Below are 20,911 nucleotides of genomic sequence, written 5' to 3' on the forward strand. Positions count from 1 at the left end.
CTGTGCATGGCCATGTCAGGCTCACCGCAGTGCGGCGAGAATAGAAAGGTCTGGACCACCGGTCAAGAGGTCTGGACCAGAGAAGGTGACAGGAGTTCAGGACCACGGGCCCCGCCCGGCCGCATCCGGGCGCCGCGCTTCCCGTCAGCCGCGGGGCCCCGCCCGGGGCTCCGGCTCAGATCCCCCACTCCTGGGCCAGCACGGCCGCCTGCACCCGGCTGCGCAGCTCCAGCTTGGCGAGCAGCCTGCTCACATGGGTCTTCACGGTGGCCTCGGCCATGTCGAGGCGCCGGGCGATCTCCGCGTTCGACAGGCCCCCGCCCAGGCAGGAGAGCACCTCCCGCTCGCGGCGGGTCAGCTGCTCCAGGGCGGCCGGTTCCGGTGCCGGGCGGGAGGCCGCGGGCTGCCCGGCGAACTCCGCGATCAGGCGCCGGGTCACCGCCGGGGCGATCAGGCCCTCGCCGCGGCCCACCGTCCGTACCGCGTCCAGGAGTTCACGTGCCTCGGTGTTCTTCAGGAGGAAGCCGCTGGCCCCGGCGCGCAGCGCGCCGAAGACGTACTCGTCGAGGTCGAAGGTGGTCAGTACCAGGACGTCGGCGAGCTTCTCGGCCACCACCTGACGGGTCGCCGAGACGCCGTCCAGGCGCGGCATCTGCACATCCATCAGGACCAGATCGGGCCGCAGTTCGCGGGCGAGGGCCACGGCCCGCTCCCCGTCGCCCGCCTCGCCCACCACCTCGATGTCCGGGGCGCTGCGCAGGATCAGCACCAGTCCCGCGCGTACCGCCGACTGGTCCTCGGCGACCAGTACCCGGATCGTCATCCCGGCCTCTCCTCGTCCTCGCTCCGGCCGGGCCAGGGGGCCCGGACCGTCCTCGCCGTCCGCCGCGCCGGTTCCGCCCCGCCGTCCAGCGGCAGACCGGCCCGCACCTCCCAGACGCCGCCGCCGTCCGCCACCTCGGCGGTGAACTCCCCCCGCAGCAGCGCCACCCGCTCCCGCATCCCGACCAGACCGGCACCGCCGCCCGGGGCGCGCGGCCCCGACCGCCGCGCGTAGGGGCTGCGCACCCGGACCTCCAGCGCCTCGGGCCCCCGGCGCAGCGTCACCGTGACCCGGCCGGGCGCCGCGTGCTTGAGCGCGTTGGTCAGCGACTCCTGGACGATCCGGTACGCGGCCAGCTCGACCGGCGCCGGGAGGGCGGCCCCGGGCTCCTCCCGGCCTCCGGTGGCGGCCGGGCCGTCCGGGTACCGCAGCTCCACGTCGAGGCCGTTGGTGCGGGCGCCCTCCACCAGCTGGGCCAGGCCGTCCAGGGTGGGCGCGGCGGCGGGCTCGTGCTCGCCGCTGTCGTCCCGCAGGATGCCGATCAGGCGGCGCATCTCGGCGAGCCCGTCCACGCTGTTCTCCCGGATGACCGCGAGCGCCTCCCGGGTGGTCTTCTCCTCGTTCAGGGAGAGCGCGGCCGTGGAGTGGATGGCGATCGCGGAGAGGTGGTTGGCGACCAGGTCGTGCAGTTCGCGTGCCATCCGGGCGCGCTCGGCGGCGACTGCCTGCGCCCGGTCCATCTCGGCGAGCAGGGCGGTCTGCTCCGCGCGCAGCCGGGCCGCCTCGGCGGCGTCCCGGTGGTCGCGGAGCAGCGCCCCGGTGCAGGCGGGTGCGAAGGAGACCAGGCCTGTCACCACGCCGACGAGCAGCGCCTCGGGGGTGCGGAACCAGGCCAGGAAGCCGATGGTCACCCCGACCGTGATCAGCCCCGTGGTCACCGGCAGCCGCCGGGCCAGGGCCGGGCTGCCGTAGACCACGGCCGCGTACATCAGGTCGGTGTACATCACGACGGTGGAGAGGCTGCCGTCGGTGAACTGGTCGCCGACCAGGGCCAGGGTGCCGGCGAGGAGCGCGAACCGCGGCCGGGTGCGGCGCAGCAGCTCCAGGGCGGACATCAGCGCCAGCGGCAGCAGTACCCAGGAGCCGCCGAGCAGGCCCTCGCCGCCCTGGTTGTCCAGGCCGATCCCCCACAGCAGCAGGCCGAAGCCGAGGCCCGCCACGGCGATGAGCACATCGTGGCGATGCGGGCGCGGGAGGGTCGCGGACATGCCTCCATCCAACACGCCACCGGGCCCCGCTGCCTGCGCCCCGGGGAGGAGACCGGGGCCCGCCACTACATCGAACCGGGTACTCCGCGCGGCGCGCACCGCGGGGGAGGGCCGCGCGCTACATCGAAGGATGCAGTGCGGTTTCCTCACCGCCGACGACGTCCCGGCGGCCGTGGGGCGGGAGCCTGGACGGTGTCCGCACACCCCTGGGAGCCGCCGTGATCGTCACCCTCGTCGTCGTCTGCGAGGTCGCCTTCTGGGTGCTCCTCGCCGCCGGTCTCGCCGTGCGCTATCCGCTGAGGATGCCGCGTACCGGCCTCGCCCTGCTGCTCTGCGAGCCGCTCCTGGAACTGGTGCTGCTCGCGGTCACCGCCATCGACCTCAAGAACGGCGCGGAGCCCAGCTGGGAGCACGGACTCGCCGCGCTCTACATCGGCTTCACGGTCGGTTACGGCCACTACACGATCGGCCGCCTCGACGCCTACGCCGCCCACCGCTTCGGCACCGGCCCGAAGCCGGTCAAGCCGCCGCGGTACGGGTACCCGCGGGCCCGCCACGAGGGGATGCTGTGGCTGCGCACCCTGGTCGCGGTGGCGGTCGCGGCGGCCCTGCTCCAGGGCGCGATCCTCTACGTGGGCGAGGGCGGCGCCACGGAGTCGCTGCGCGACTGGCAGTGGTCGGCGCTGCGGATCGCCGGGATCCACGGGGTGATCGCGCTGACGTACACGATCTGGCCCAAGAAGAGGCCGGAGGGCAAGGGGGGCGAGGGGGCCGGGGGGTCCAGGGATGCCGGATCGGAGGATCGTCGATCCCAGGACTCCCGGTCCCAGGATTCGCGGTCCCTGGATTCGCGATTCCAGGACTCCCGATCCGAGGATTCGCGGTCCCGGGACCCCCGACTCCAGGACCCCCGATCCCAGGACCCTTCGCGCACCTTCACCGGCTGAGCCGGACCGAGCCGAAACCGACCTGAGCCGAACCGAACCGAACCGAGCGGACTCGCCCCCTCAGCGCTCCCCGCCCGGCACCCACAGCACATCGCCGGTCTCCTTGTTGGCGACCCGGGCCAGGATGAACAGCAGGTCGGAGAGGCGGTTGAGGTAGGTCGCGGTGAGCGGGTTCATGGTCTCGCCGTGCGCTTCGAGGGCGGCCCAGGTGGAGCGCTCGGCGCGGCGGACCACGGTGCACGCCTGGTGCAGCAGGGCCGCGCCCGGGGTGCCGCCGGGCAGGATGAAGCTGCGCAGCTTCTCCAGGCGCTCGTTGAAGCGGTCGCAGTCCGCCTCCAGGCGGTCGATGTAGAACTGCTCGACCCGCAGCGGCGGGAACTCCGGGTCCGCCACCACTGGGGTGGACAGGTCCGCCCCGACGTCGAAGAGGTCGTTCTGCACCCGGGTGACCACCTCGGCCGTCTCCGCGTCGAGCCGCCCGAGGGCGAGCGCGGTGCCGAGCACGGCGTTGGCCTCGTTGGCGTCGGCGTACGCCGAGATCCTGAGGTCGGTCTTGGCGGTGCGGCTCATGTCGCCGAGGGCCGTGGTGCCCTTGTCCCCGGTCCTCGTGTAGATGCGCGTCAGATTGACCATGCGGTCAGCCTACGGGGCCTTCGGGCGGCCCCGGCGGCTGCTGCCGGGGGCGAGACGCAGGCCACATCCGTCCATGTCACTGGGGTCCGGCCCGTCTCGTCCTGAGGGGTGGAAGCGGAGCACGAACCCCCGAGGGAGCACACCATGGACGCGCGACTCGACTACTTCGCCGACCCGACCGCCGCCAAGACCTTCAAGCACTTCATGGCGGTCGGCAGGGCGCTCAAGGACTCGGTGCTGCCCGGCGCGACGCAGGAGCTGGTGGCGCTGCGCGTGAGCCAGATCAACGGCTGCGCCGTCTGCCTCGACATGCACACCAAGGACGCGGCCGCCGCCGGGGAGAGCCCGGTACGGCTCCATCTGGTCGCCGCCTGGCGGGAGGCCACCGTCTTCACCGAGGCCGAGCGCGCCGCCCTGGAGTTCGCCGAGGAGGGCACCCGGGTCGCGGACGGCCACGGCGGCATCGGCGACGAGGTGTGGGCACGGGCCGCCGAGCACTACGACACGGCGCAGCTCACCGCCCTGACCATGCTTGTCTCGTTCATGAACATGGTGAACCGGCTGAACATCCTCAGCCGGCAGCCGGCGGGCGACTACCAGCCCGGTCAGTTCCACTGAGGGGTACGGCGCGCCCGGTAAGCGCACGGAGTACGGAAGGGACGGACCCGGTGAGCAAGGTCGAGGAGTTCGAGGAGCTGCGGCCGCTGCTGTTCTCGCTGGCGTACCGCGTCCTCGGCAGCGTGGGGGAGGCCGAGGACGCGGTGCAGGAGACCTGGCTGCGCTTCGACGGCTCGGCGGCCCGGCCCGACTCGGCCAAGGCCTGGCTCTCCACCACGGTGACCCGGATCTCGATCGACGTGCTGCGCTCGGCCCGGGTGCGCCGGGAGCGGTACGTCGGCCCCTGGTTCCCCGAGCCGCTGCTCAGCGACCCGTACGAGGATCCCGAGCGCGCGGTGGAGCTGGCCGACTCGGTGTCGATGGCGGCGCTGCTGCTCCTGGAGCGGCTCAGCCCGCTGGAGCGGGCGGTCTTCGTGCTCCGGGAGGTCTTCGCCTTCGGCTTCGAGGAGGTGGCCGAGGCGGTGGGGCGCTCCGAGCCCGCCTGCCGCCAGCTCCTCGTACGGGCCCGGCGGCACATGGCGGCCGGGCGGCCCCGCTTCGACGCGGACCGGGCGGAGCGGCGGGAGCTGGCCCGGCGGTTCTTCGAGGCGCTGAAGGAGGGCGAGGTGGGGGAGTTGCGCGAACTCCTCGCCGCCGACGTGCAGTTGGTCGGGGACGGCGGCGGCAAGGCCCCGCAGCTGGCCCGGACCGTGGTCGGCGCCGAGCAGGTGGCCCGGCTGCTCGCGGCCTTCTTCCCGGCGCTGACCGCGCTGCGGGTGACCGCCGAGCCGCACGAGGTCAACGGCCAGCCCGGCGCCCTCTTCCGGGACCGGGACGGCCGGATCGTGCACGCCCTCGCGCTCGACGTCCTCGACGGGCGGATCCAGGTCGTGCGCGGGGTGAGCAACCCGGACAAGCTCCGCCACCTCGGCCCGGTCGGCGACGCCTGGGCCCTGGACCGCGAGGTGCGCCGCCTGCGCCGCCGGGCGAACTGACCGCCGCCGCGGGTCAGTTCGCGGCGGTGCGGAAGACCCGGGTGCCCGCGGTCAGGGCGAGTGCGACCAGGGCGAGGGCGGTCAGGGTGCCGTACAGCATGTCCTCGGTGGCGTACCGGCCGACGTAGGCGGCGCGCATCGCGTCGACCAGGTAGCGGAAGGGCATGAAGTGCGAGAGCACGTCGAGCCAGCGGGGGCCGAGCGCCATCGGCAGCATCAGCCCGGAGAGCAGCATCGAGGGCATGGTCAGCGCGTTGACCGCGGGCCCGAACTCCTGCGGGGTGCGCACCTTGAAGGCGAGCGCGTAGGAGAGCGCGGCGAGCGCCGCGGTGAACAGGGCGACGAAGACGAAGCCGAGCAGGACGCCGCCGAACGGGGCGCGCAGGCCCATCGCCACCGCGGCCAGCACCAGCAGCACCGCCTGGAAGACGAAGAGCAGGGCGTCCCGCAGCACCCGCCCGAGCAGCAGGGCCAGTCGGCTCACCGGGGTCACCCGCATCCGCTCCACGACCCCGTGGTTCTGCTCGATGATGATCGCGAAACCGGCGAACGCGGCCCCGAACAGGCCGAGTTGGAGCAGCAGCCCGGGCACCAGGATCTGCCAGGAGTCGCCGTGCGAGCCGAGCGGCAGGCCGGTGAGCAGCGGTCCGAAGAAGACCAGGTAGAGCAGCGGCATCAGGGTGCCGAAGAGCATCTGGAAGTGGGAACGCAGGGTCTGGCGGGCATACCGGCCGAAGATCAGCGCGGTGTCGGACAGCAGGGGGGACACGGGGGTGCTCCTGGTCTGGGTGCGGGTGTGCGGGTGTGCGGGTGTGCGGGTGTGCGGGTGTGCGGGTGTGCGGGTGTGCGGGCGTGCTTGGTGCGCGGGTGTGACGGGGCGTACGGAGTGATGGCGGCGTACGGGCGTGGCGGGAGCGCGGGCGATCGCGAACCGGGCGGACGCGAGCCGGTCGGCCGTGAACCGAACGGACGCGAGCCGAAAGGCCGGTACCGGCCCGGGAGTCAGACCGCCACCGGGGCCTCCTCCTGTGGGGCGGGTCCCCGGCCGGTGATGGCGAGGAAGGCCTCCTGGAGGGCGGCCTCGGCGGAGCCCGCGTGGCGCAGCTTGAGCTCGGCGGGGGTGCCCTCGGCGACGATCCGGCCCTCGTCGACGACGACCAGGCGGTCGGCGAGGGCGTCGGCCTCGTCGAGGTAGTGGGTGGTCAGGACGACGGTGGTGCCGTGGTCCGCGCGCAGGCGGCGGATGAGGTCCCACAGCGCGGCGCGGCTCGCGGGGTCGAGGCCGGTGGTCGGCTCGTCCAGGAAGAGCAGCGGCGGGCGGTGGGTGAGCCCCATGGCGATGTCCAGGCGCCTGCGCTGACCGCCGGAGAGCGCGGTCGTCTTCCGGTCGAGCAGCGCGGTGAAGTCCAGCTCGGCGGCCAACTCCTCGGCGCGGGCGGCGGCTTCGGCCCGGCCGAGCCGGTAGAGGCGGCCCTGGGTGGCCAGTTCCTCGCGCACGGTCAGGCTCGGGTCGACGCCGCCGGACTGGGCGACGTAGCCGATGCGGGCGCGCACGCCCGCCGGGTCGGCGAAGAGGTCGTGCCCGGCGACGGTCGCGGCGCCGCCGGTCGGGGGGAGCAGGGTGGTGAGCATGCGCAGGGTGGTCGTCTTGCCCGCGCCGTTGGGGCCGAGCAGTCCGAGGATCTCGCCGGGGTGGACCCGCAGGTCGATTCCGCGCACCGCCTCGACGGGGCCCTGCTTGCTGGTGAAGGTCCGGGACAGCCCGGCCGTGCTGATGAGGGGCATGTGCCCAGAAAAACAGAGTCGCTTAAATTTTGCAACGGCCCCAAAATTTGAGTGAGGGCAGGAAAGCTAGACTGGCGGGCATGGCCGAGGGACTCAGGGAGCGCAAGAAGCGCCGGACCAGGCAGCAGATCTCCGATGTCGCCACCGGGCTCTTCGTGGCCCGCGGCTTCGACGCCGTCACCGTCGCCGAGATCGCCCGGGCCGCCGATGTCTCCGTGAACACCGTCTACAACTACTTCCCGGCCAAGGAGGACCTCTTCTTCGACCGCAGCACGGGCGTGATCGACCGGCTCGCCCGCTGGGTGCGGGGCCGCGATTCGGGGGAGTCCGCCGCCGCCGCGGTCCTGCGCGAGCTGCGCGCCGAGGTCGAGGCGGTCTCCCCGCGGCTGGGCCTGATGGACGGCTACGCCGACTTCATGCGGGTGGTGGAGGACTCCCCGGCGCTGCGCTCCCGGCTGTGGGCGATCGGCCAGGAGGTGCACACCCGCCTGGAGGAGGCGCTGCGCGCGGAGACCGGGCCCGAGGAGGGTGACGTACTGCCCGAGTTGATGGCCGGGCAGATCAACTGGCTGCACGAGGCGGTGATGTCGGCCATCAGCCGCAAGATGGTGGCGGGCGGCGCCCCCGCGGCGGTCTCCCGGGAGGTGCTCGTCCTCATCGACGAGATGGAGGAGCTGCTCAGCGAGCGGGTCCTCAACTACGCGGTACGGCTCGGGAACTGAGCGTCACGGCTCACGGGGCGCGGGACGGCGGTGTGATGTCCGTCTATTGAGACGTGACGCGCATCTCTTAGCCCCCAACTGGTGCCCGGCTACCGCTAATGTCCGCCCGGAGGCATACATCAACAGGGTGCAAGGGGTGTAGCAGTGGCCAGGAAGCTCGCTGTCATCGGCGCCGGACTCATGGGGTCCGGTATCGCGCAGGTCTCCGCCCAGGCGGGCTGGGACGTGGTGCTGCGTGATGTGACCGATCAGGCGCTGACCCGCGGCACGGACGGCATCAGGAAGTCGTACGAGAAGTTCGTGGAGAAGGGCAAGCTCCAGGCCGCGGACGCCGAGGCCGCGCTCGGCCGGATCACCACCACGACGGATCTGGACGCCACCGCCGAGGCGGACGTCGTGGTCGAGGCGGTCTTCGAGAAGCTGGAGGTCAAGCAGGAGATCTTCGCCACGCTCGACAAGATCGTGCGCCCGGAGGCGGTGCTCGCCTCGAACACCTCCGCCATCCCGATCACCAAGATCGCCGCCGCCACTGCCCACCCCGAGCGGGTCGTCGGCGCGCACTTCTTCTCGCCGGTGCCGATGATGCAGCTCTGCGAGCTGGTCCGCGGCTACAAGACGAGCGACGAAACCCTCGCCACCGTCAGGGAGTTCGCCGAGTCGGTCGGCAAGACCTGCATCGTCGTCAACCGCGATGTGGCGGGCTTCGTCACCACCCGTCTCATCTCGGCGCTCGTCGTCGAGGCGGCCAAGCTCTACGAATCGGGCGTGGCCAGCGCCGAGGACATCGACACCGCCTGCAAGCTGGGCTTCGGGCACGCCATGGGGCCGCTGGCCACCACCGACCTGACCGGCGTGGACATCCTGGTGCACGCCACCGGCAACATCTACACCGAGAGCCAGGACGAGAAGTTCGCCCCGCCGGAGCTGATGCGGCGGATGGTGGACGCGGGCGACCTGGGCCGGAAGTCCGGACAGGGCTTCTACACGTACTGACGTGCTGGTGGGGCGGCCGGCCGCTCACCCCTCCGGGTGATTTCGGTATCGGTTCGCTCACGGACGGCGACTTGAGTACGTATCAGGCCGCACGTTGCTGTGACATACACAGACGCGACAACTGTCAGCCGCGCGGCACTCGTGTTCCCGCCGGGACACGGGTGCCGCCCCGCACTCCGGGAGCGCATATGCACATCAGGGGCGACCACGCCGAGCTGGTCGTCGGGGGCCGCCTCGATGTCCGCACTGCGGCGGACGCCCGGACTGCGCTGCACGCGGCCCTCGACGAGGGGGCCGGGGACCTGGTGCTCGACCTGTCGGCACTGGAGTCCTGGGACGCCGCGGGACTCGGCGTCATCATGGGCGCCCACCGGCGCGCGGGCCGCTGCGGACGCAGGCTCGTCCTGCGCGGCGTGCCCCTGCAGATGCAGCGCCTGCTGGTGGCGACCAGGCTGCACCGCATCCTCGCCATCGAGGGCGGCATCGGCGCCGACGCCCTGCCCCGCGTCTGAAGCCTTCGGGGCCCGGCGTCCGAGCCCTCGCGCCCCCGCGCCCGAGGCCGCCCGGCCCGCCCGCGAGGCATCCTCACCGCCGTCCGGCACCGTCGAACGCTTCCCCGGTCCCGCACGCCCGGCCCCGACCGAGGACCGGACGCCGCCGGGCAAAGCGTGCGCAAAGCCCTCATCCCGTACGTAGGTGATGTCCCGGACCGCCACGCACCCCGCGGGTGTACCGGTTGGGTGGCACCGTCTAGGGTGCCCTCGCCCGTACGAGTGACCTGGCCGCGGGGCGGGCACCCGAGCAGGAGGGCATACGTCCGGCGCAGACGGCATCTGAGTGCGCACCCGGCCGAGAGGATCTCGGCCCACAAGGCTTTGGGGGCTTTGCAGATGGATCCGCACAACGGCGACCGCGAGGAGCACGGCGAGCTGCCGCTGCCGCGCCGTGCCGCGGGCCGGGACCCGCTGGTGCCCGACCTCGCCGCGCACACCCCGCCGCCGGTCCGGATGGTGCAGCTGGTCAGCGGCCCGTATCTGCTGACCCTGAACCCGCTGGACGGCAGCGAGGTCGAACTCTGCCCGCCGGGCGAGCGCCCCGGACCCCCGGTCCGCCTCAGCGCGGAGCGGCGCGAGGCGGCCCGGCGCGCGGCCGCCGCACCGCTGCCGCCCGGCCTCGCCCCCGGCGCCCGGCCGCTGCTCCAGCGCGAGGAGGAGCGCGAGCGGCTGGTGCGGCTGATCGGCCAGGGCCGTTCGGTGCTGCTGACCGGGCCGCCCGGATCCGGCCGTACCGCGCTGCTCGACGCGGTCGCCGAGCGCTGCGCCGAGCTGGCCCCGGACGGCGTGATCCGCCTCAGCGGCCACCGGCGGAGCGGCCCGGAACTGCTGCGCGCGCTCTACGCCGCCGTCTACGACACCGCGCTGCACCGGCCGGACGCCGAGACCGTGGCCGCCCTGGTCCGGGACATCGGCGCGGTCGTCCTCCTCGACGACCTCGCCCTCAGCGGCGCCGCCCTCGACGAACTCCTCGCCTCCGCCCCCGAGTGCGCCTTCCTGATGGCCGCGACCCCGACGGCGATATCCGGGCCGTCCGCGGGCGCGAGCGTCGAGGAGGTCTTCCTCACCGGGCTCGACCGCGCGGGCGGCCTGGAACTGCTCGCCCGCGAGGTCGGGCGCCCCCTCACCGACGACGAGGAGACCTGGGCCGGCGACCTCTGGTTCGAGTCGGAGGGACTGCCGCTGCGCTTCGTGCAGGCCGGCGCCCTGCTCCGGCAGCGCGACCGGCTCCGTACCGGCCCGATCGGCTCCGGCGCGCAGGATGACGAGCCCGGGTACGCGATTGTCCCCGGGTACGGGACCGCCGCCGGGGACGAGGTCTTCGCCGAGCAGGTGCCGCTGCCCACCCTCGCCGAGGGCGCCGCACCGGCCGCGCTGCTCGCCTCCCGGATGACGGAGTCCGCCCGCGAGACCCTGCGCTTCTCCGTCGCGCTCGGCGGCGAGGTCCCGCACCCCGCCCATCTGCCCGCCCTGGTCGGCGACACCCACGCCGACGCCGCGATGGCCGAACTCGTCGACGCCGCCCTGGTCACCCCGGTCGGCTCCCGGCACCTGCTCGCCGCGGGGGTGCGCACCCAACTGCTCGCCGCCGGATACGGGGACGGCGCCGAGCAGCGGGTCCTGATCGCCGCCCAGCACTATGCCTGGTGGACCGGGCACCCCTCGGTCACCCCGGAGCGGGTCGCCGCCGAGGCGGGTGCCGTGCTCGCCGCGCTCACCGCCGTCATCCCCGCCGCGGGCACCCCGCTGCCGGGCCCCGGCGAGGAACCCGAGCCGAACATCCCGGTCGGCCTCGCCCGCACCGCCGCCCCGGCCTTCGCCGCCGCCCTCGAATGGGGCGCCTGGGAACGCACCCTGCGTGCCGGGCAGGAGGCCTCCCGGCTCACCGGCGAGATCGCCGAGGACGCCTGGTTCCACCATGAACTCGGCGTACTCGCCCTGTGCACCGGGCAGTTGGAGCGCGCCCGTACCGCGCTGGAAGCCTCCCTCGGCCTGCGCGGGGCGCTCGCCGACAAGCGCGGCACCATGACGGGCCGCCGCGCCCTCGCCCTGGTCGCCGACCGCACCGGGGGCAACCTGCCGGAGGCGCTCCAGCTGCCGCCCGAGGACAGCGAGACCGTGCTGCTGCCCCAGCGCGGCGCGGTCTCCCCGCCGACCCCCGCCCGCGGCATCGAGGCGGTGGTCCGCACCGTGGCGGCCCCGCTGGAGCCGGTGACCCTGGTCGCCCGCGGTGCCGCACCGGCACGGGCGGCCGGGGCCGGGGATCCCGGGCGCGAGCAGCCGGGCGGGGCCCGCCGCAATCTGGTCGCCGCGGGCGCCGGGGTGCTGCTGCTCGCCGTCCTCGGCACGGTGGTCGCCCTCGGCCTCTCCGACGGCGGGGACGGCGAGGAGGTCAGCACCAACCCCTCGGCCACCGAGCAGCCCGCCGAGCCGGACTTCCCGGACGACGGCGATGAGGTGGCCACGCCCAGCAAGGCGGGCAAGAAGACGAAGGACTCGACCTCGCCCTCCCCGAGCGGGAGCGGCTCCTCGTCCGCGAGCGAGAGTGCCTCGCCGAGCGAGACCGAGGACGAGACGCCCTCGAAGCCGACCCGCACGACCAAACCGCCGCACACCACCAAGCCGCCCACCACCACGAAGCCCCCGACGACCACGAAGCCGCCGACCACCAAGCCCCCGACCAGCGACCCCGAGACGACCCCGCCGACGGATCCGCCCACGGACCCCTCCGACCCGGACACCTCGATCACCGCGACCGGCCCCGGCAGCCCGACGGCGAGCGAGACGCTCTCCGGCGAGCCGACGGGACCGGCCGAGTCGGAGGCCTCGGACGGCGAGCGGCTCGCCTGAGGCGGTAACCGGCGGGCGCGGGCGGGCAGTTGACCGGCCGCCGCCGGGCGGAGAGGACGCCGGACGGAGAGGTCGCCCGGGCGGCGAAACCGCCCGGACTGAGAGATCGCCCGGACGGCGAGACCGCCTCGACGACGACCCCGCGCGGTACGGCGGAGACCCCGTACGGACAGAAGCGCCCGGCCGCAGATCGGCCGGGCGCTTCTTGTGCGGGAGCGGGGTGGACGGAAGCGGAAGGCGGGGAAGCGGGGCGTCGGGCCGCGCCCCCCAACTCCCTCAGAACAGCCGGAGCTTGTCGTCCTCGATGCCGCGCAGGGCGTCGTAGTCCAGGACGGTGCAGCCGATGCCGCGGTCGGTGGCGAGGACGCGGGCCTGCGGTTTGATCTCCTGGGCGGCGAACACCCCGCGTACCGGGGCGAGATGGGGGTCGCGGTTGAGCAGTTCCAGATAGCGGGTCAGCTGCTCCACGCCGTCGATCTCGCCGCGCCGCTTGATCTCCACCGCGACGGTCGCGCCCTGGGAGTCCCGGCACAGGATGTCCACCGGGCCGATCGCGGTCGGGTACTCGCGGCGGATCAGGGTGTAGCCCTCGCCGAGGGTCTCGATGCGGTCGGCGAGGAGTTCCTGGAGGTGGGCCTCGACGCCGTCCTTGATGAGCCCGGGGTCCACGCCGAGTTCATGGGAGGAGTCGTGGAGCACTTCCTCCATGGTGATGATGAGCTTCTCGCCCGCCTTGTTGACGACCGTCCAGACGCCCTCCTCGGCGTCCTTGCCCTCCTTGAGGGTGCAGGGCGGGGACATCCAGTTGAGCGGCTTATAGGCCCGGTCGTCCGCGTGGATGGAGACGCTGCCGTCGGCCTTCACCAGGATCAGACGGGGGGCGGAGGGCAGATGGGCGGTGAGCCGGCCCGCGTAGTCCACGGAGCAACGGGCGATGACGAGACGCATGGTGGGCAACGCTACTCGACGGCCGGGGCCGCTCGCGATCTCGGCTCCCGCCCCTGCGCGAGCCGGTGACCGGGTTCTTGCCTTTTTCCCTCAAGTCCCTTTCGTCGGTGGCCGGTTGTGTGCGCATTCGCCTGGTGCGGGCGGGAGTCGATGCTTACGGTGGAAGCGGGACGTCGCGAGGTGTGCACGCTGCGTGTCCGATGTCCCTCCCTGTCCGTCGACCCCCGGCACCCGGGGGCGTGAGAGGAGTACCCATGTCGCTCGACGTCTCACCGGCCCTACTGGAACAGGCCGAGCGAGGCGAGGTCGACGAAGCCGCCTTCGTCGACTGCGTCCGGACCTCCCTGCCCTACGCATGGGACATGATCAGCTCGCTGGTCGCCCAACTGAAGGTCGACGGCGGTGACTTCGCCGACAATCAGACCCCGCCGCCGGACGAGCAGGCCCGCGGCCAGCTGCTGCGCGCTCTCGCCAGCGACGCCATACGCGGTGCTCTCCAGCGCCACTTCGGCGTCCGCCTCGCCTTCCAGAACTGCCACCGGGTGGCCGTCTTCCCCCTGGACGCCGCCGTGGACCAGCGGCTGGGCCGCTTCACCTCGGTCCGCAGCCAGATCCTGAACCAGTCCCCGGAGTTCCGGGACTGCTGACCCGCCCGGGGTGAACGCCGCCCGTGCGCCCGGTCCCGGGAACCGCGCGCACGAGGCGGCCCGCGAGATCCCCCGCCGTCCCGCGCCCGCCGCCGACTCCCGCGCCCCGCACACCGCTCAGCGCAGCAGGGGCAGCACCTCGGCGCCCAGCCGCCGGACGTTCTCCTCGGTGGCCGCGAGGTCGCCGCTGCCCTCGGCGAGCAGGGCGAAGCGGCTGATGCCGGTGCGCTCGGCGGTCGCCGCGAGCCGGTCGGCACACTGCCGGGGCGTGCCCACCGGGTGCAGGGAGCAGAGCAGTTCGGTGTACGCGTACGGATCGCGCATGGTCCGCGCCCGGCCGTCCACGGTCACATGGGCGCCGAGCCCCAGCCGGAACCAGCCCGGCATCGACTTCAGCAGCACCCGCGCCGCCTCGGCGCCCTCGTCCGCGACCTGCGCGACCCCCGCCGAGACATGCGCCGCCGTGGCGACGGTCTCCGGGCCGTGGCCCGCCTCCCGCGCCAGCCGCCGCCACAGCGCCAGGACCTCCGCCTTCTCCTCGTCGCCCACATGCATGCCGAGCAGCATCGGCAGCCCCCGCTCGGCCGCCAGCCGCACCGACTTCGGCGAGGTGCAGGCGAGCACCACCTCCGGGCCCGGGCCGCCGAACAGCGTCTCGGCGGGCCGCGGCACCACCGCCACCTCCCGGAAGGGGAAGCGCCCGCCGCCCGCCACCCTTGGCTCGCTCAGCCAGCGCAGCAGCAGGTCGAGCGAGTCCGGGAAGCCCTCCTCGTACGCCTCGATCCCGGCGCCGAAGACCTCCAGGTCGACCCAGGGCCCGCCGCGCCCCACGCCGAGCGTGAACCGGCCCCCCGAGGTCAGATGCAGCAGCGCCGCCTGCTCGCCGACCGCGACCGGATGCGCGGTGGGCAGCACCGTCACCGCGGTGCCCACCCGCAGGGTGCGGGTCCGGCCGAGCAGCAGGGCGGCCAGGGTGAGCGCCGAGGGACAGGTCCCGTACGGCACGAAGTGGTGCTCGGCGATCCACGCGGAGTCCAGGCCCGCCGGCTCGCTCAGCTCGGCGGTCCGCACCGCCCGGTGCAGGGCCTCACCCTGACCCTGGCCCGGGAACTGCGCGCCCAGTACGAAGGTTCCTATCCGCATCGCCCTACCGCCCCTCTCGGTGCCGGCCCCGGCCCTGCGGCACCGGCGGGGCCGTGCCCTCGACGGCAACAACGGAGCACGCCCGCCGAGGGCACGGCCTCGCCCGTACTTCGCGGGGCCCGGCGGTCGGCACCGGGCGCCCCACGGGCCCCTGACGCCTCGCACCTGCCCGGTGGCGCGCCGCGTACGCTGGATGCGCTCCTTGTCGCCGCCGAGTCCCGTGAGGTGTCCCCGTGTCCCCGCGCCGCAATCGCGTCCCGTCCCGCAAGGGCCCCCGCACGGACGAGGACGACTCGGGCCGCTACGGCGGGTACGAGTCCCCCGAGACCTGGCAGGGCGAGGAGTGGCGGGTGCGCCGGGTCGCGGGCGGCGGCGCGGCCGGGAAGACCTACCGCTGCCCGGGCTGCGACCAGTTGATCCCCTCCGGGGTGCCGCACATGGTGGCCTGGCCGCAGCACTCCGGCGTCGACGAGCGCCGGCACTGGCACACCTCCTGCTGGAACGCGCGGGACCGCCGCACCTCGCGGGTGCAGCGGTCCCGTAACGCGCCTCGCTACTGAGCGGCGGCCTCACACGTCCCGGCTGTTGAGGGCCACGGCCGCGCCGATCAGGGCCGCCAACGAGATGCCGAGCATGATCCACACCGGCTGCCAGCCGGTCGGACCGGCGTCCGCGCCCGCGGCGGCCTCGCCGTAGACGCCGATGAGCAGGCTCGGGATCGAGTACTCCAGGAGGAAGTCCCGGACGCCGGCGAGCGATTCGGAGAACATGAACATGGCCGCCACCAGCGGCAGCAGCATCACGCCGATCATCAGGGTGATCGCGCCCGCCGAGTGCCGGATGATGGCGCCGACGGAGAGCGCGAGCAGACCGATCAGCGCGACGAACAGGCCCACGCCGACGGTCGAGCGCAGCCACTCGCCGCCGCTCGGGTCGACCGCGTCGGTGATCATCGCGGTCTGGAGCGCGCCGACCAGCGCGGCGAGCACCGTGGTCATGGTGAAGACGAGCAGGAAGAAGACGAGGGCCTTCGCGGCGAGCACCCGGCCGCGCGCCGGGCAGGCGGTCAGCGTGGTGCGGATCATGCCGGTGCCGTACTCGGAGGCGATGGTCAGCACGCCCAGCGTCATCACGCAGATGCTGCCGAGGAGCACCCCGAAGAAGCCGAGGCCGAGCGCCGACTCGTTCTCCAGGCTCGTGTCGCTGCCGGCCACCGCGGCGGCGGTGGCCAGGCCGATGCCGAGCATCAGGAAGGCCATCACACCGAGCGTCCACAGGGTGGAGCGCACCGAGCGGATCTTCGTCCACTCCGAGGCGAGGGCGTCACCGAGGTGGGTCTCGCGCACCGGGATCGGCGAGACGTACGAGCCGCCGGGCGCGGGCTGCCCCGGGCCGTGGCCTTGCTGCGGAACCTGCTGCGGCGCGGGCGGCTGCGCGTAGGCCTGCTGCGGCGGGGTCGGCGTGCTCATCGGGAGTCCTCGCGGTACGGGTGCGGCTGGGGGGCGGGGGCGGCGACCGGGGCGGCGGGTGCCTGGACCGGTGCGCCGTAGGGCTGGCCCGCGGGGGCCTGGGCCGGGATGCCGTAGGGCCGGCCCGCCGGGACCGGGCCGCCCTGCTGCGGTGGCGGGGGCGGGTACCAGCCGGGCTGGCCCTGACCGGGCACCGGCAGCTGCGGGGGCGGTTGCGCGCCGGGCGGCAGCGGCTGGTCGAAGCCCGCGAGCTTGTCGTCGGTGGAGCGGTAGTCGACCGCGCCCTGCGTCATCCGCATGTACGCCTCCTCCAGCGAGGCCTGGTGCGGGGACAGCTCCCACAGGCGGATCCCGGCCTCGTGGGCCAGGTCGCTGATGCGCGGCAGCGGCAGCCCGGTGACGCGCAGCGCGCCGTCCGGCTCGGGCAGCACCTGGCCGCCCGCGCCGCCGAGCACCGTGCCGAGCTTCTCGCGCAGGGCGGGCTCCGTGTCGGGGGTGCGGACCCGGGCGAAGTCCGAGGAGTTCTGCGAGATGAACTGGCTGATACTGGTGTCCGCGAGGAGCTGCCCGCGGCCGATCACGATCAGATGGTCGGCGGTCAGCGCCATCTCGCTCATCAGGTGCGAGGAGACGAAGACCGTACGGCCCTCGGCGGCAAGGGACTTCATCAGATTGCGGACCCAGAGGATGCCCTCCGGGTCGAGGCCGTTGACCGGCTCGTCGAAGAGGAGCACCTGCGGGTCGCCGAGCAGGGCCGCGGCGATACCGAGCCGCTGGCCCATGCCGAGCGAGAAGCCCTTGGAGCGCTTCTTGGCCACGGCCTGGAGGCCGACCACGCCGAGCACCTCGTCGACCCGGCGGGCCGGGATGCCGGAGAGCTGGGCCAGGCAGAGCAGGTGGTTGCGCGCGCTGCGCCCGCCGTGCACCGCCTTGGCGTCGAGCAGCGCGCCGACCTGGCGGGGTGCGTTGGGCAGCCTGCGGTAGGGGTGACCGCCGATGGTGACCGCACCGGCGGACGGGGTGTCCAGGCCGAGGATCATCCGCATCGTGGTGGATTTCCCCGAGCCGTTCGGTCCGAGGAAGCCGGTGACGGCGCCGGGCCGCACCTGGAAGGAAAGGTTGTGCACGGCCGTCCGCGCGCCGTAGCGCTTGGTCAGGCCGACTGCCTCGATCATGCTCCGCACCCATTCGACAGGTTCGCGACGTCGGGGCGCGAGCCCCCGTAAGGGTTAGGAGAATAACGGGAGGCTGACGGTTCCGGCCAAAGCCAAGTTGTTACCGCCCGCGGGCGGGCGGGCCCGCGTACGCGGGGCGGGGCGCCCCTCCCCGCCTTCGGGGGCGGCTTCTGCGCCGCGGGTCCGCGCGCGTACCCTGGGGGCGCGGTCGGCCCCCGGGCCCGGCCGTACGGCGGTGGGGCCCGCCGTACCCAACCGCGGCAGCGTCGCCGCCAACGGTCCCTGCCTGACCCGCCGCGCGCCCGCACGCGCGGCTCCGAGTCGATCAGGCAGGAGCCTGGCGCATGCCCTTCCGCAGCAATCCCTCCGGTGATCCTTCCGGCGACCCCTCCCGCAGCGAGGCCACCGGCCTCGCCCCGGATGCTCCCGCCGCCCCGGCCGCTCCCGCCGGGCCGGTCGGCGCTCTCGACCCCGTCGACCCGATCGACCCCGACGCCGCGCCCCCGCCTCCCGACCCGGCCCACCCGCACCGTACGCAGCAGGCCCGCACCCTCCTGGTGATCGCGCTCGGCGGTGCGCTCGGGGCCTCGGCCCGCTACGGGGCCACCCTGCTGTGGCCGTACACCCCGGGCGCCTTCCCGTGGACCACCTTCTGGGTCAACGTCACCGGCTGCGCGGCGATGGGCCTGCTCATGGTGGTGCTCACCGAGCGGCTGCGCCCCCACCCGCTGGTGCGCCCCTTCCTGGGCACCGGGATCCTCGGCGGCTACACCACCTTCTCCACCTACGCCCTGGACGCCCGGGGCCTCTTCGACGGCGGCCGCCCCGGCACCGCGCTGCTCTACCTCGCCGCGACCCTGGCCGCCGCGATGGCCGCCGTCACCGGGGCCGCGGCCCTGACCCGGCTGGTCCTCGGGCCCCGGCCCGCGCGGGCGGAGGGCGGCGCGTGAACTGGCTGATGGTCGTCCTCGGCGCGCTGGCCGGGGCACCCCTGCGGTATCTGGCGGACCGCGCGGTCCAGAGTCGCCACGAGAGCGTCTTCCCCTGGGGCACCTTCGGGGTCAACCTCGCCGCCTGCGCCGGACTAGGCCTGCTCACCGGCGCGGCCACCGCCGTACCGCAGCCGCTCGGCGCGCTCCTCGGCCCCGGCTTCTGCGCGGCCCTGAGCACCTACTCCACCTTCTCCTACGAGACCCTGCGCCTGGCCGAGTCGGGCGCGCGCCGCTACGCCGCCGCCAACGCCCTGCTCAGCGTCCTCGCGGGCCTGGGGATCGCGGCCCTCACGACGGCCCTCGGCCAGGCCCTGGCCGGCGCCTTGGGCTGAGGGGCCGGTCGCGCGGGGGCGCCGAGCCGCGCGGTCATCCCGACTCCCCTTCCGGCGGCGGGAGTTCCCCGTAGCGGCGCGGGCGGGCCGAGTCGTCCGCCCAGGGTGCGAAGGCGGTGCGGAACAGCGGTGCGTGCTCCTCGGCGAGCAGGCGGCTGCCCTGCGCGCGGGCCCGGGGGGAGCTGCGGGCGCGGGCCACCCAGTCGGCCGGGCCGGGGCCGAGGAGTGCCCGCAGCGCGGGGGAGTCCGCGAGGAGCGCGTCGAGCAGGGCGGACTGGTCGCCGCCGCCGGGCCGCGGCCCGCCGGTGGCCGGGTCGGGCAGGACGCCGTGGGCACCGGCGTAGAGATAGGCGCCGCCGAGGCGTTCCCCGGAGGGCAGCTCCATCGCGAAGCGGTCGCCGGGCAGCAGGGCCCGGGTGTAGTTCGGGAACTCGGTGCCGTCCACCACCGCGAGCTGCGCCGGGTCCAGCCAGGAGACGACGAACTCCCGCTCGGCCGCCGGATCCGGACAGGGCGCGGCGGCCACGTACCCCGCCCGCCCGATGTGCGCGGAGCAGCCGACCGCGAGTCCGCGCACCCGCACCGGCACCATCGGCAGCACCGCGGGCACGGCGTACCGCGCCATCTTGTACGTGAGCTGGGCGGGCGAGGCGTTGGAGCCGACCGCGAGGACCGGGCAGCGCGCGCCGGTGGGGCTCAACCCCCGGGCGGTGAGGGCCTCGTCGAGCGTGGGCCCCTCGGGGGCGGTGCGCCAGCCGCCGAGGCGGGGCCCGCCCGGCAGCAGCGGGACCAGGGCCCCGTCCGCGAGCAGGACGGGGCCGGGGACCGGGCGGCCCGGGTAGGAGAGCGGGTCCAGGGCGGGCACCGTGTCGAGGCCCAGCGCCGCGAGACTGCGCTCCCCCTCCCCGGCCACCCCGCCGCCCTCCCTCGGTTCCTCAGGCGTCCCTGCGCTTGAGGAGCACGTACCCGCCGATCAGGGCGGCGAGCACCCACAGGCACATGATCCCGAGACCGCCCCAGGGTCCGTACGGGGTGTCGTCGTCGAAGGGCTTGACCACCTGCATGATCTTGCTGCCCGCCTGGTCCGGCAGGAAGCGGCCGACCTTCTTGGTGGCGCTGACGTTCCCGAGGATGTTGGAGATCAGGAAGAAGAAGGGCATCAGGATGCCGAGCGAGAGCATCGGGCTGCGCAGCATCGAGGCGACGCCCATCGAGAAGACCGCGATGAGGGTCATGTAGAGCGCCCCGCCGATGATCGCGCGTAGCACCCCGGAGTCGCCGAGCGAGGCGCTGTGGTCGCCGAGCATCGCCTGACCGGAGAAGAAGGCCAGGAAGCTGGTGACCAGCGAGACCACGAAGGCGAGGGCGGTGGCCACGGCGATCTTGCTGAACAGGAAGGTGGCGCGCTGCGGCACGGCCGCGAGGGAGGTGCGGATCATGCCGGTGCTGTACTCGTTCGCCACCACCAGGACGCCGAAGACGATCATCGCCAGCTGGCCGAGCGAGGTCCCGGCGAAACTGGTGTAGGTCGGGTCGAAGGTGAGCTTGTCCTCGCGGCTCATGTCGCCGTACTCGTGGTTGACGACCGCGCTGATGAGCATGCCGAAGGCGATCGTGACGAGCAGGGCGAGGGAGAGTGTCCAGACCGTGGAGGCCACCGAGCGGATCTTGGTCCACTCGGAGCGGATCACCTGGGTCACTGCCATCTCAGGCCCCCTTTCCGGGTCGCTGCCAGCCTTCGCCCCAGCCGGGGCTGCCCGGACCGCTCGCCGGTGGCGGTGCCTCGGCGCCGCCCGGCGGGGGAGCGGTCGGCAGGCCCTGGGTCCCGCCGCCGGGTGCCCCCGGGGCGCCGACGGGATACGGCTGCTGCGGCGGGCCGCCGGGGGGTGGGCTTCCGATGCCGCCGGGGCCGGTGTGGGCGTGGTATTCCACCGATTCGGCGGTGAGTTGCATGAAGGCCTCTTCCAAGGAGGCCTGCTGCGGGCTGAGTTCGTGCAGCACCAGGCGGTGGGTGGCGGCCAGTTCGCCGAGCCGGTCG

Annotated in this window: 22 protein-coding genes and 1 pseudogene; 11 read left to right on the forward strand and 12 right to left on the reverse strand. The window is 74.0% G+C overall.

Features of this window, described 5'->3' with window-relative positions; all coding sequences use genetic code 11:
• Window positions 1-175 precede the first annotated feature (175 nt).
• Window positions 176-823, reverse strand: coding sequence for a response regulator (locus HFV08_RS03145; RefSeq protein WP_168535526.1), 648 nt, complete (start codon window positions 821-823; stop codon window positions 176-178).
• On the reverse strand, window positions 820-2,091 hold the full coding sequence (locus tag HFV08_RS03150) for a sensor histidine kinase (protein WP_168535528.1): 1,272 nt from the start codon (window positions 2,089-2,091) through the stop codon (window positions 820-822). Before HFV08_RS03150 ends, HFV08_RS03145 begins: the two co-directional genes overlap by 4 nt.
• 218 nt (window positions 2,092-2,309) lie before the next feature.
• On the opposite strand from HFV08_RS03150, the pseudogene HFV08_RS03155 reads away from it, so the two are divergent.
• Window positions 2,310-2,858, forward strand: a pseudogene (locus tag HFV08_RS03155) (hypothetical protein); the annotation flags it as partial.
• Window positions 2,859-3,098: 240 nt separating this feature from the next.
• On the opposite strand, the gene HFV08_RS03160 reads toward HFV08_RS03155, so the two are convergent.
• Entirely contained in the window at window positions 3,099-3,671 is a 573-nt protein-coding gene (locus HFV08_RS03160) for a cob(I)yrinic acid a,c-diamide adenosyltransferase (protein WP_168535530.1), read from the reverse strand.
• 144 nt (window positions 3,672-3,815) lie between these two features.
• Between HFV08_RS03160 and HFV08_RS03165 the strand changes: the two genes are divergently transcribed.
• Together HFV08_RS03165 and HFV08_RS03170 are read left to right on the forward strand one after the other, a co-directional pair.
• On the forward strand, window positions 3,816-4,289 hold the full coding sequence (locus tag HFV08_RS03165) for a carboxymuconolactone decarboxylase family protein (protein ID WP_168535532.1): 474 nt from the start codon (window positions 3,816-3,818) through the stop codon (window positions 4,287-4,289).
• Window positions 4,290-4,339: 50 nt separating this feature from the next.
• A complete protein-coding gene (locus HFV08_RS03170; protein ID WP_168535534.1) occupies window positions 4,340-5,263 on the forward strand; it encodes an RNA polymerase sigma-70 factor in 924 nt (307 codons plus the stop codon).
• A gap of 13 nt (window positions 5,264-5,276) precedes the next feature.
• Here the strand turns inward: HFV08_RS03170 and HFV08_RS03175 are convergent, their stop codons facing one another.
• Both HFV08_RS03175 and HFV08_RS03180 read right to left on the reverse strand, forming a co-directional pair.
• Window positions 5,277-6,032: an ABC transporter permease gene (locus tag HFV08_RS03175; RefSeq protein WP_168535536.1), complete on the reverse strand. Its 756-nt coding sequence runs from the start codon at window positions 6,030-6,032 to the stop codon at window positions 5,277-5,279.
• A gap of 233 nt (window positions 6,033-6,265) precedes the next feature.
• Window positions 6,266-7,048, reverse strand: coding sequence for an ABC transporter ATP-binding protein (locus tag HFV08_RS03180; RefSeq protein WP_168535541.1), 783 nt, complete (start codon window positions 7,046-7,048; stop codon window positions 6,266-6,268).
• A gap of 80 nt (window positions 7,049-7,128) precedes the next feature.
• On the opposite strand from HFV08_RS03180, the gene HFV08_RS03185 reads away from it, so the two are divergent.
• From HFV08_RS03185 to HFV08_RS03200, 4 genes are all read left to right on the forward strand, one after another.
• The gene (locus tag HFV08_RS03185; protein WP_168535543.1) at window positions 7,129-7,770 is read left to right on the forward strand and encodes a TetR/AcrR family transcriptional regulator; all 642 of its coding nucleotides are present in this window, start codon (window positions 7,129-7,131) and stop codon (window positions 7,768-7,770) included.
• 144 nt (window positions 7,771-7,914) lie between these two features.
• Window positions 7,915-8,763 (forward strand): 3-hydroxyacyl-CoA dehydrogenase family protein, encoded by an 849-nt coding sequence (locus HFV08_RS03190; protein WP_168535545.1) that lies wholly within the window; start codon window positions 7,915-7,917, stop codon window positions 8,761-8,763.
• Between the two features lie 188 nt (window positions 8,764-8,951).
• Complete coding sequence (locus HFV08_RS03195) at window positions 8,952-9,275, forward strand: STAS domain-containing protein (protein WP_168535547.1); 324 nt, start codon at window positions 8,952-8,954, stop codon at window positions 9,273-9,275.
• A gap of 378 nt (window positions 9,276-9,653) precedes the next feature.
• On the forward strand, window positions 9,654-12,167 hold the full coding sequence (locus HFV08_RS03200; RefSeq protein ID WP_168535549.1) for a P-loop NTPase family protein: 2,514 nt from the start codon (window positions 9,654-9,656) through the stop codon (window positions 12,165-12,167).
• Between the two features lie 276 nt (window positions 12,168-12,443).
• Here HFV08_RS03200 and nucS read toward each other — a convergent pair whose 3' ends face one another.
• Window positions 12,444-13,115, reverse strand: a complete 672-nt coding sequence (gene nucS / locus HFV08_RS03205) for an endonuclease NucS (protein WP_210429727.1) — start codon at window positions 13,113-13,115, stop codon at window positions 12,444-12,446.
• 254 nt (window positions 13,116-13,369) lie between these two features.
• Here nucS and HFV08_RS03210 point away from each other — a divergent pair, with 254 nt between their 5' ends.
• The gene (locus tag HFV08_RS03210) at window positions 13,370-13,762 is read left to right on the forward strand and encodes an SCO5389 family protein (protein WP_040248263.1); all 393 of its coding nucleotides are present in this window, start codon (window positions 13,370-13,372) and stop codon (window positions 13,760-13,762) included.
• Between the two features lie 117 nt (window positions 13,763-13,879).
• On the opposite strand, the gene HFV08_RS03215 is transcribed toward HFV08_RS03210, so the two are convergent.
• Window positions 13,880-14,905 (reverse strand): LLM class flavin-dependent oxidoreductase, encoded by a 1,026-nt coding sequence (locus HFV08_RS03215; protein ID WP_168535553.1) that lies wholly within the window; start codon window positions 14,903-14,905, stop codon window positions 13,880-13,882.
• Between the two features lie 233 nt (window positions 14,906-15,138).
• On the opposite strand from HFV08_RS03215, the gene HFV08_RS03220 reads away from it, so the two are divergent.
• Window positions 15,139-15,465 carry an Rv1322 family protein gene (locus tag HFV08_RS03220; RefSeq protein ID WP_168535555.1) on the forward strand — a complete coding sequence of 109 codons (327 nt, stop codon included), beginning with the start codon at window positions 15,139-15,141 and terminating at the stop codon, window positions 15,463-15,465.
• Between the two features lie 9 nt (window positions 15,466-15,474).
• Here HFV08_RS03220 and HFV08_RS03225 read toward each other — a convergent pair whose 3' ends face one another.
• Together HFV08_RS03225 and HFV08_RS03230 are read right to left on the reverse strand one after the other, a co-directional pair.
• Window positions 15,475-16,374, reverse strand: coding sequence for an ABC transporter permease (locus HFV08_RS03225; RefSeq protein WP_168535557.1), 900 nt, complete (start codon window positions 16,372-16,374; stop codon window positions 15,475-15,477).
• Window positions 16,371-17,549 carry an ABC transporter ATP-binding protein gene (locus HFV08_RS03230; RefSeq protein WP_168535559.1) on the reverse strand — a complete coding sequence of 393 codons (1,179 nt, stop codon included), beginning with the start codon at window positions 17,547-17,549 and terminating at the stop codon, window positions 16,371-16,373. Before HFV08_RS03230 ends, HFV08_RS03225 begins: the two co-directional genes overlap by 4 nt.
• 344 nt (window positions 17,550-17,893) lie before the next feature.
• Between HFV08_RS03230 and HFV08_RS03235 the strand changes: the two genes are divergently transcribed.
• Both HFV08_RS03235 and HFV08_RS03240 read left to right on the forward strand, forming a co-directional pair.
• Entirely contained in the window at window positions 17,894-18,499 is a 606-nt protein-coding gene (locus HFV08_RS03235) for a fluoride efflux transporter FluC (RefSeq protein WP_168535561.1), read from the forward strand.
• Window positions 18,496-18,873 carry a fluoride efflux transporter FluC gene (locus HFV08_RS03240; RefSeq protein WP_168535563.1) on the forward strand — a complete coding sequence of 126 codons (378 nt, stop codon included), beginning with the start codon at window positions 18,496-18,498 and terminating at the stop codon, window positions 18,871-18,873. Before HFV08_RS03235 ends, HFV08_RS03240 begins: the two co-directional genes overlap by 4 nt.
• A gap of 34 nt (window positions 18,874-18,907) precedes the next feature.
• Here HFV08_RS03240 and HFV08_RS03245 read toward each other — a convergent pair whose 3' ends face one another.
• The 3 genes from HFV08_RS03245 to HFV08_RS03255 all read right to left on the reverse strand — a co-directional run.
• On the reverse strand, window positions 18,908-19,786 hold the full coding sequence (locus HFV08_RS03245) for a hypothetical protein (protein ID WP_210429728.1): 879 nt from the start codon (window positions 19,784-19,786) through the stop codon (window positions 18,908-18,910).
• A 22-nt stretch (window positions 19,787-19,808) separates the two neighbouring features.
• The gene (locus HFV08_RS03250; RefSeq protein ID WP_168535565.1) at window positions 19,809-20,579 is read right to left on the reverse strand and encodes an ABC transporter permease; all 771 of its coding nucleotides are present in this window, start codon (window positions 20,577-20,579) and stop codon (window positions 19,809-19,811) included.
• Window position 20,580: 1 nt separating this feature from the next.
• A partial coding sequence (locus tag HFV08_RS03255; RefSeq protein ID WP_512700952.1) for a DUF8746 domain-containing protein occupies window positions 20,581-20,911 on the reverse strand: 331 nt, incomplete at its 5' end.

Source organism: Streptomyces physcomitrii, assembly GCF_012273655.1.
Classification (GTDB): domain Bacteria; phylum Actinomycetota; class Actinomycetes; order Streptomycetales; family Streptomycetaceae; genus Streptomyces; species Streptomyces physcomitrii.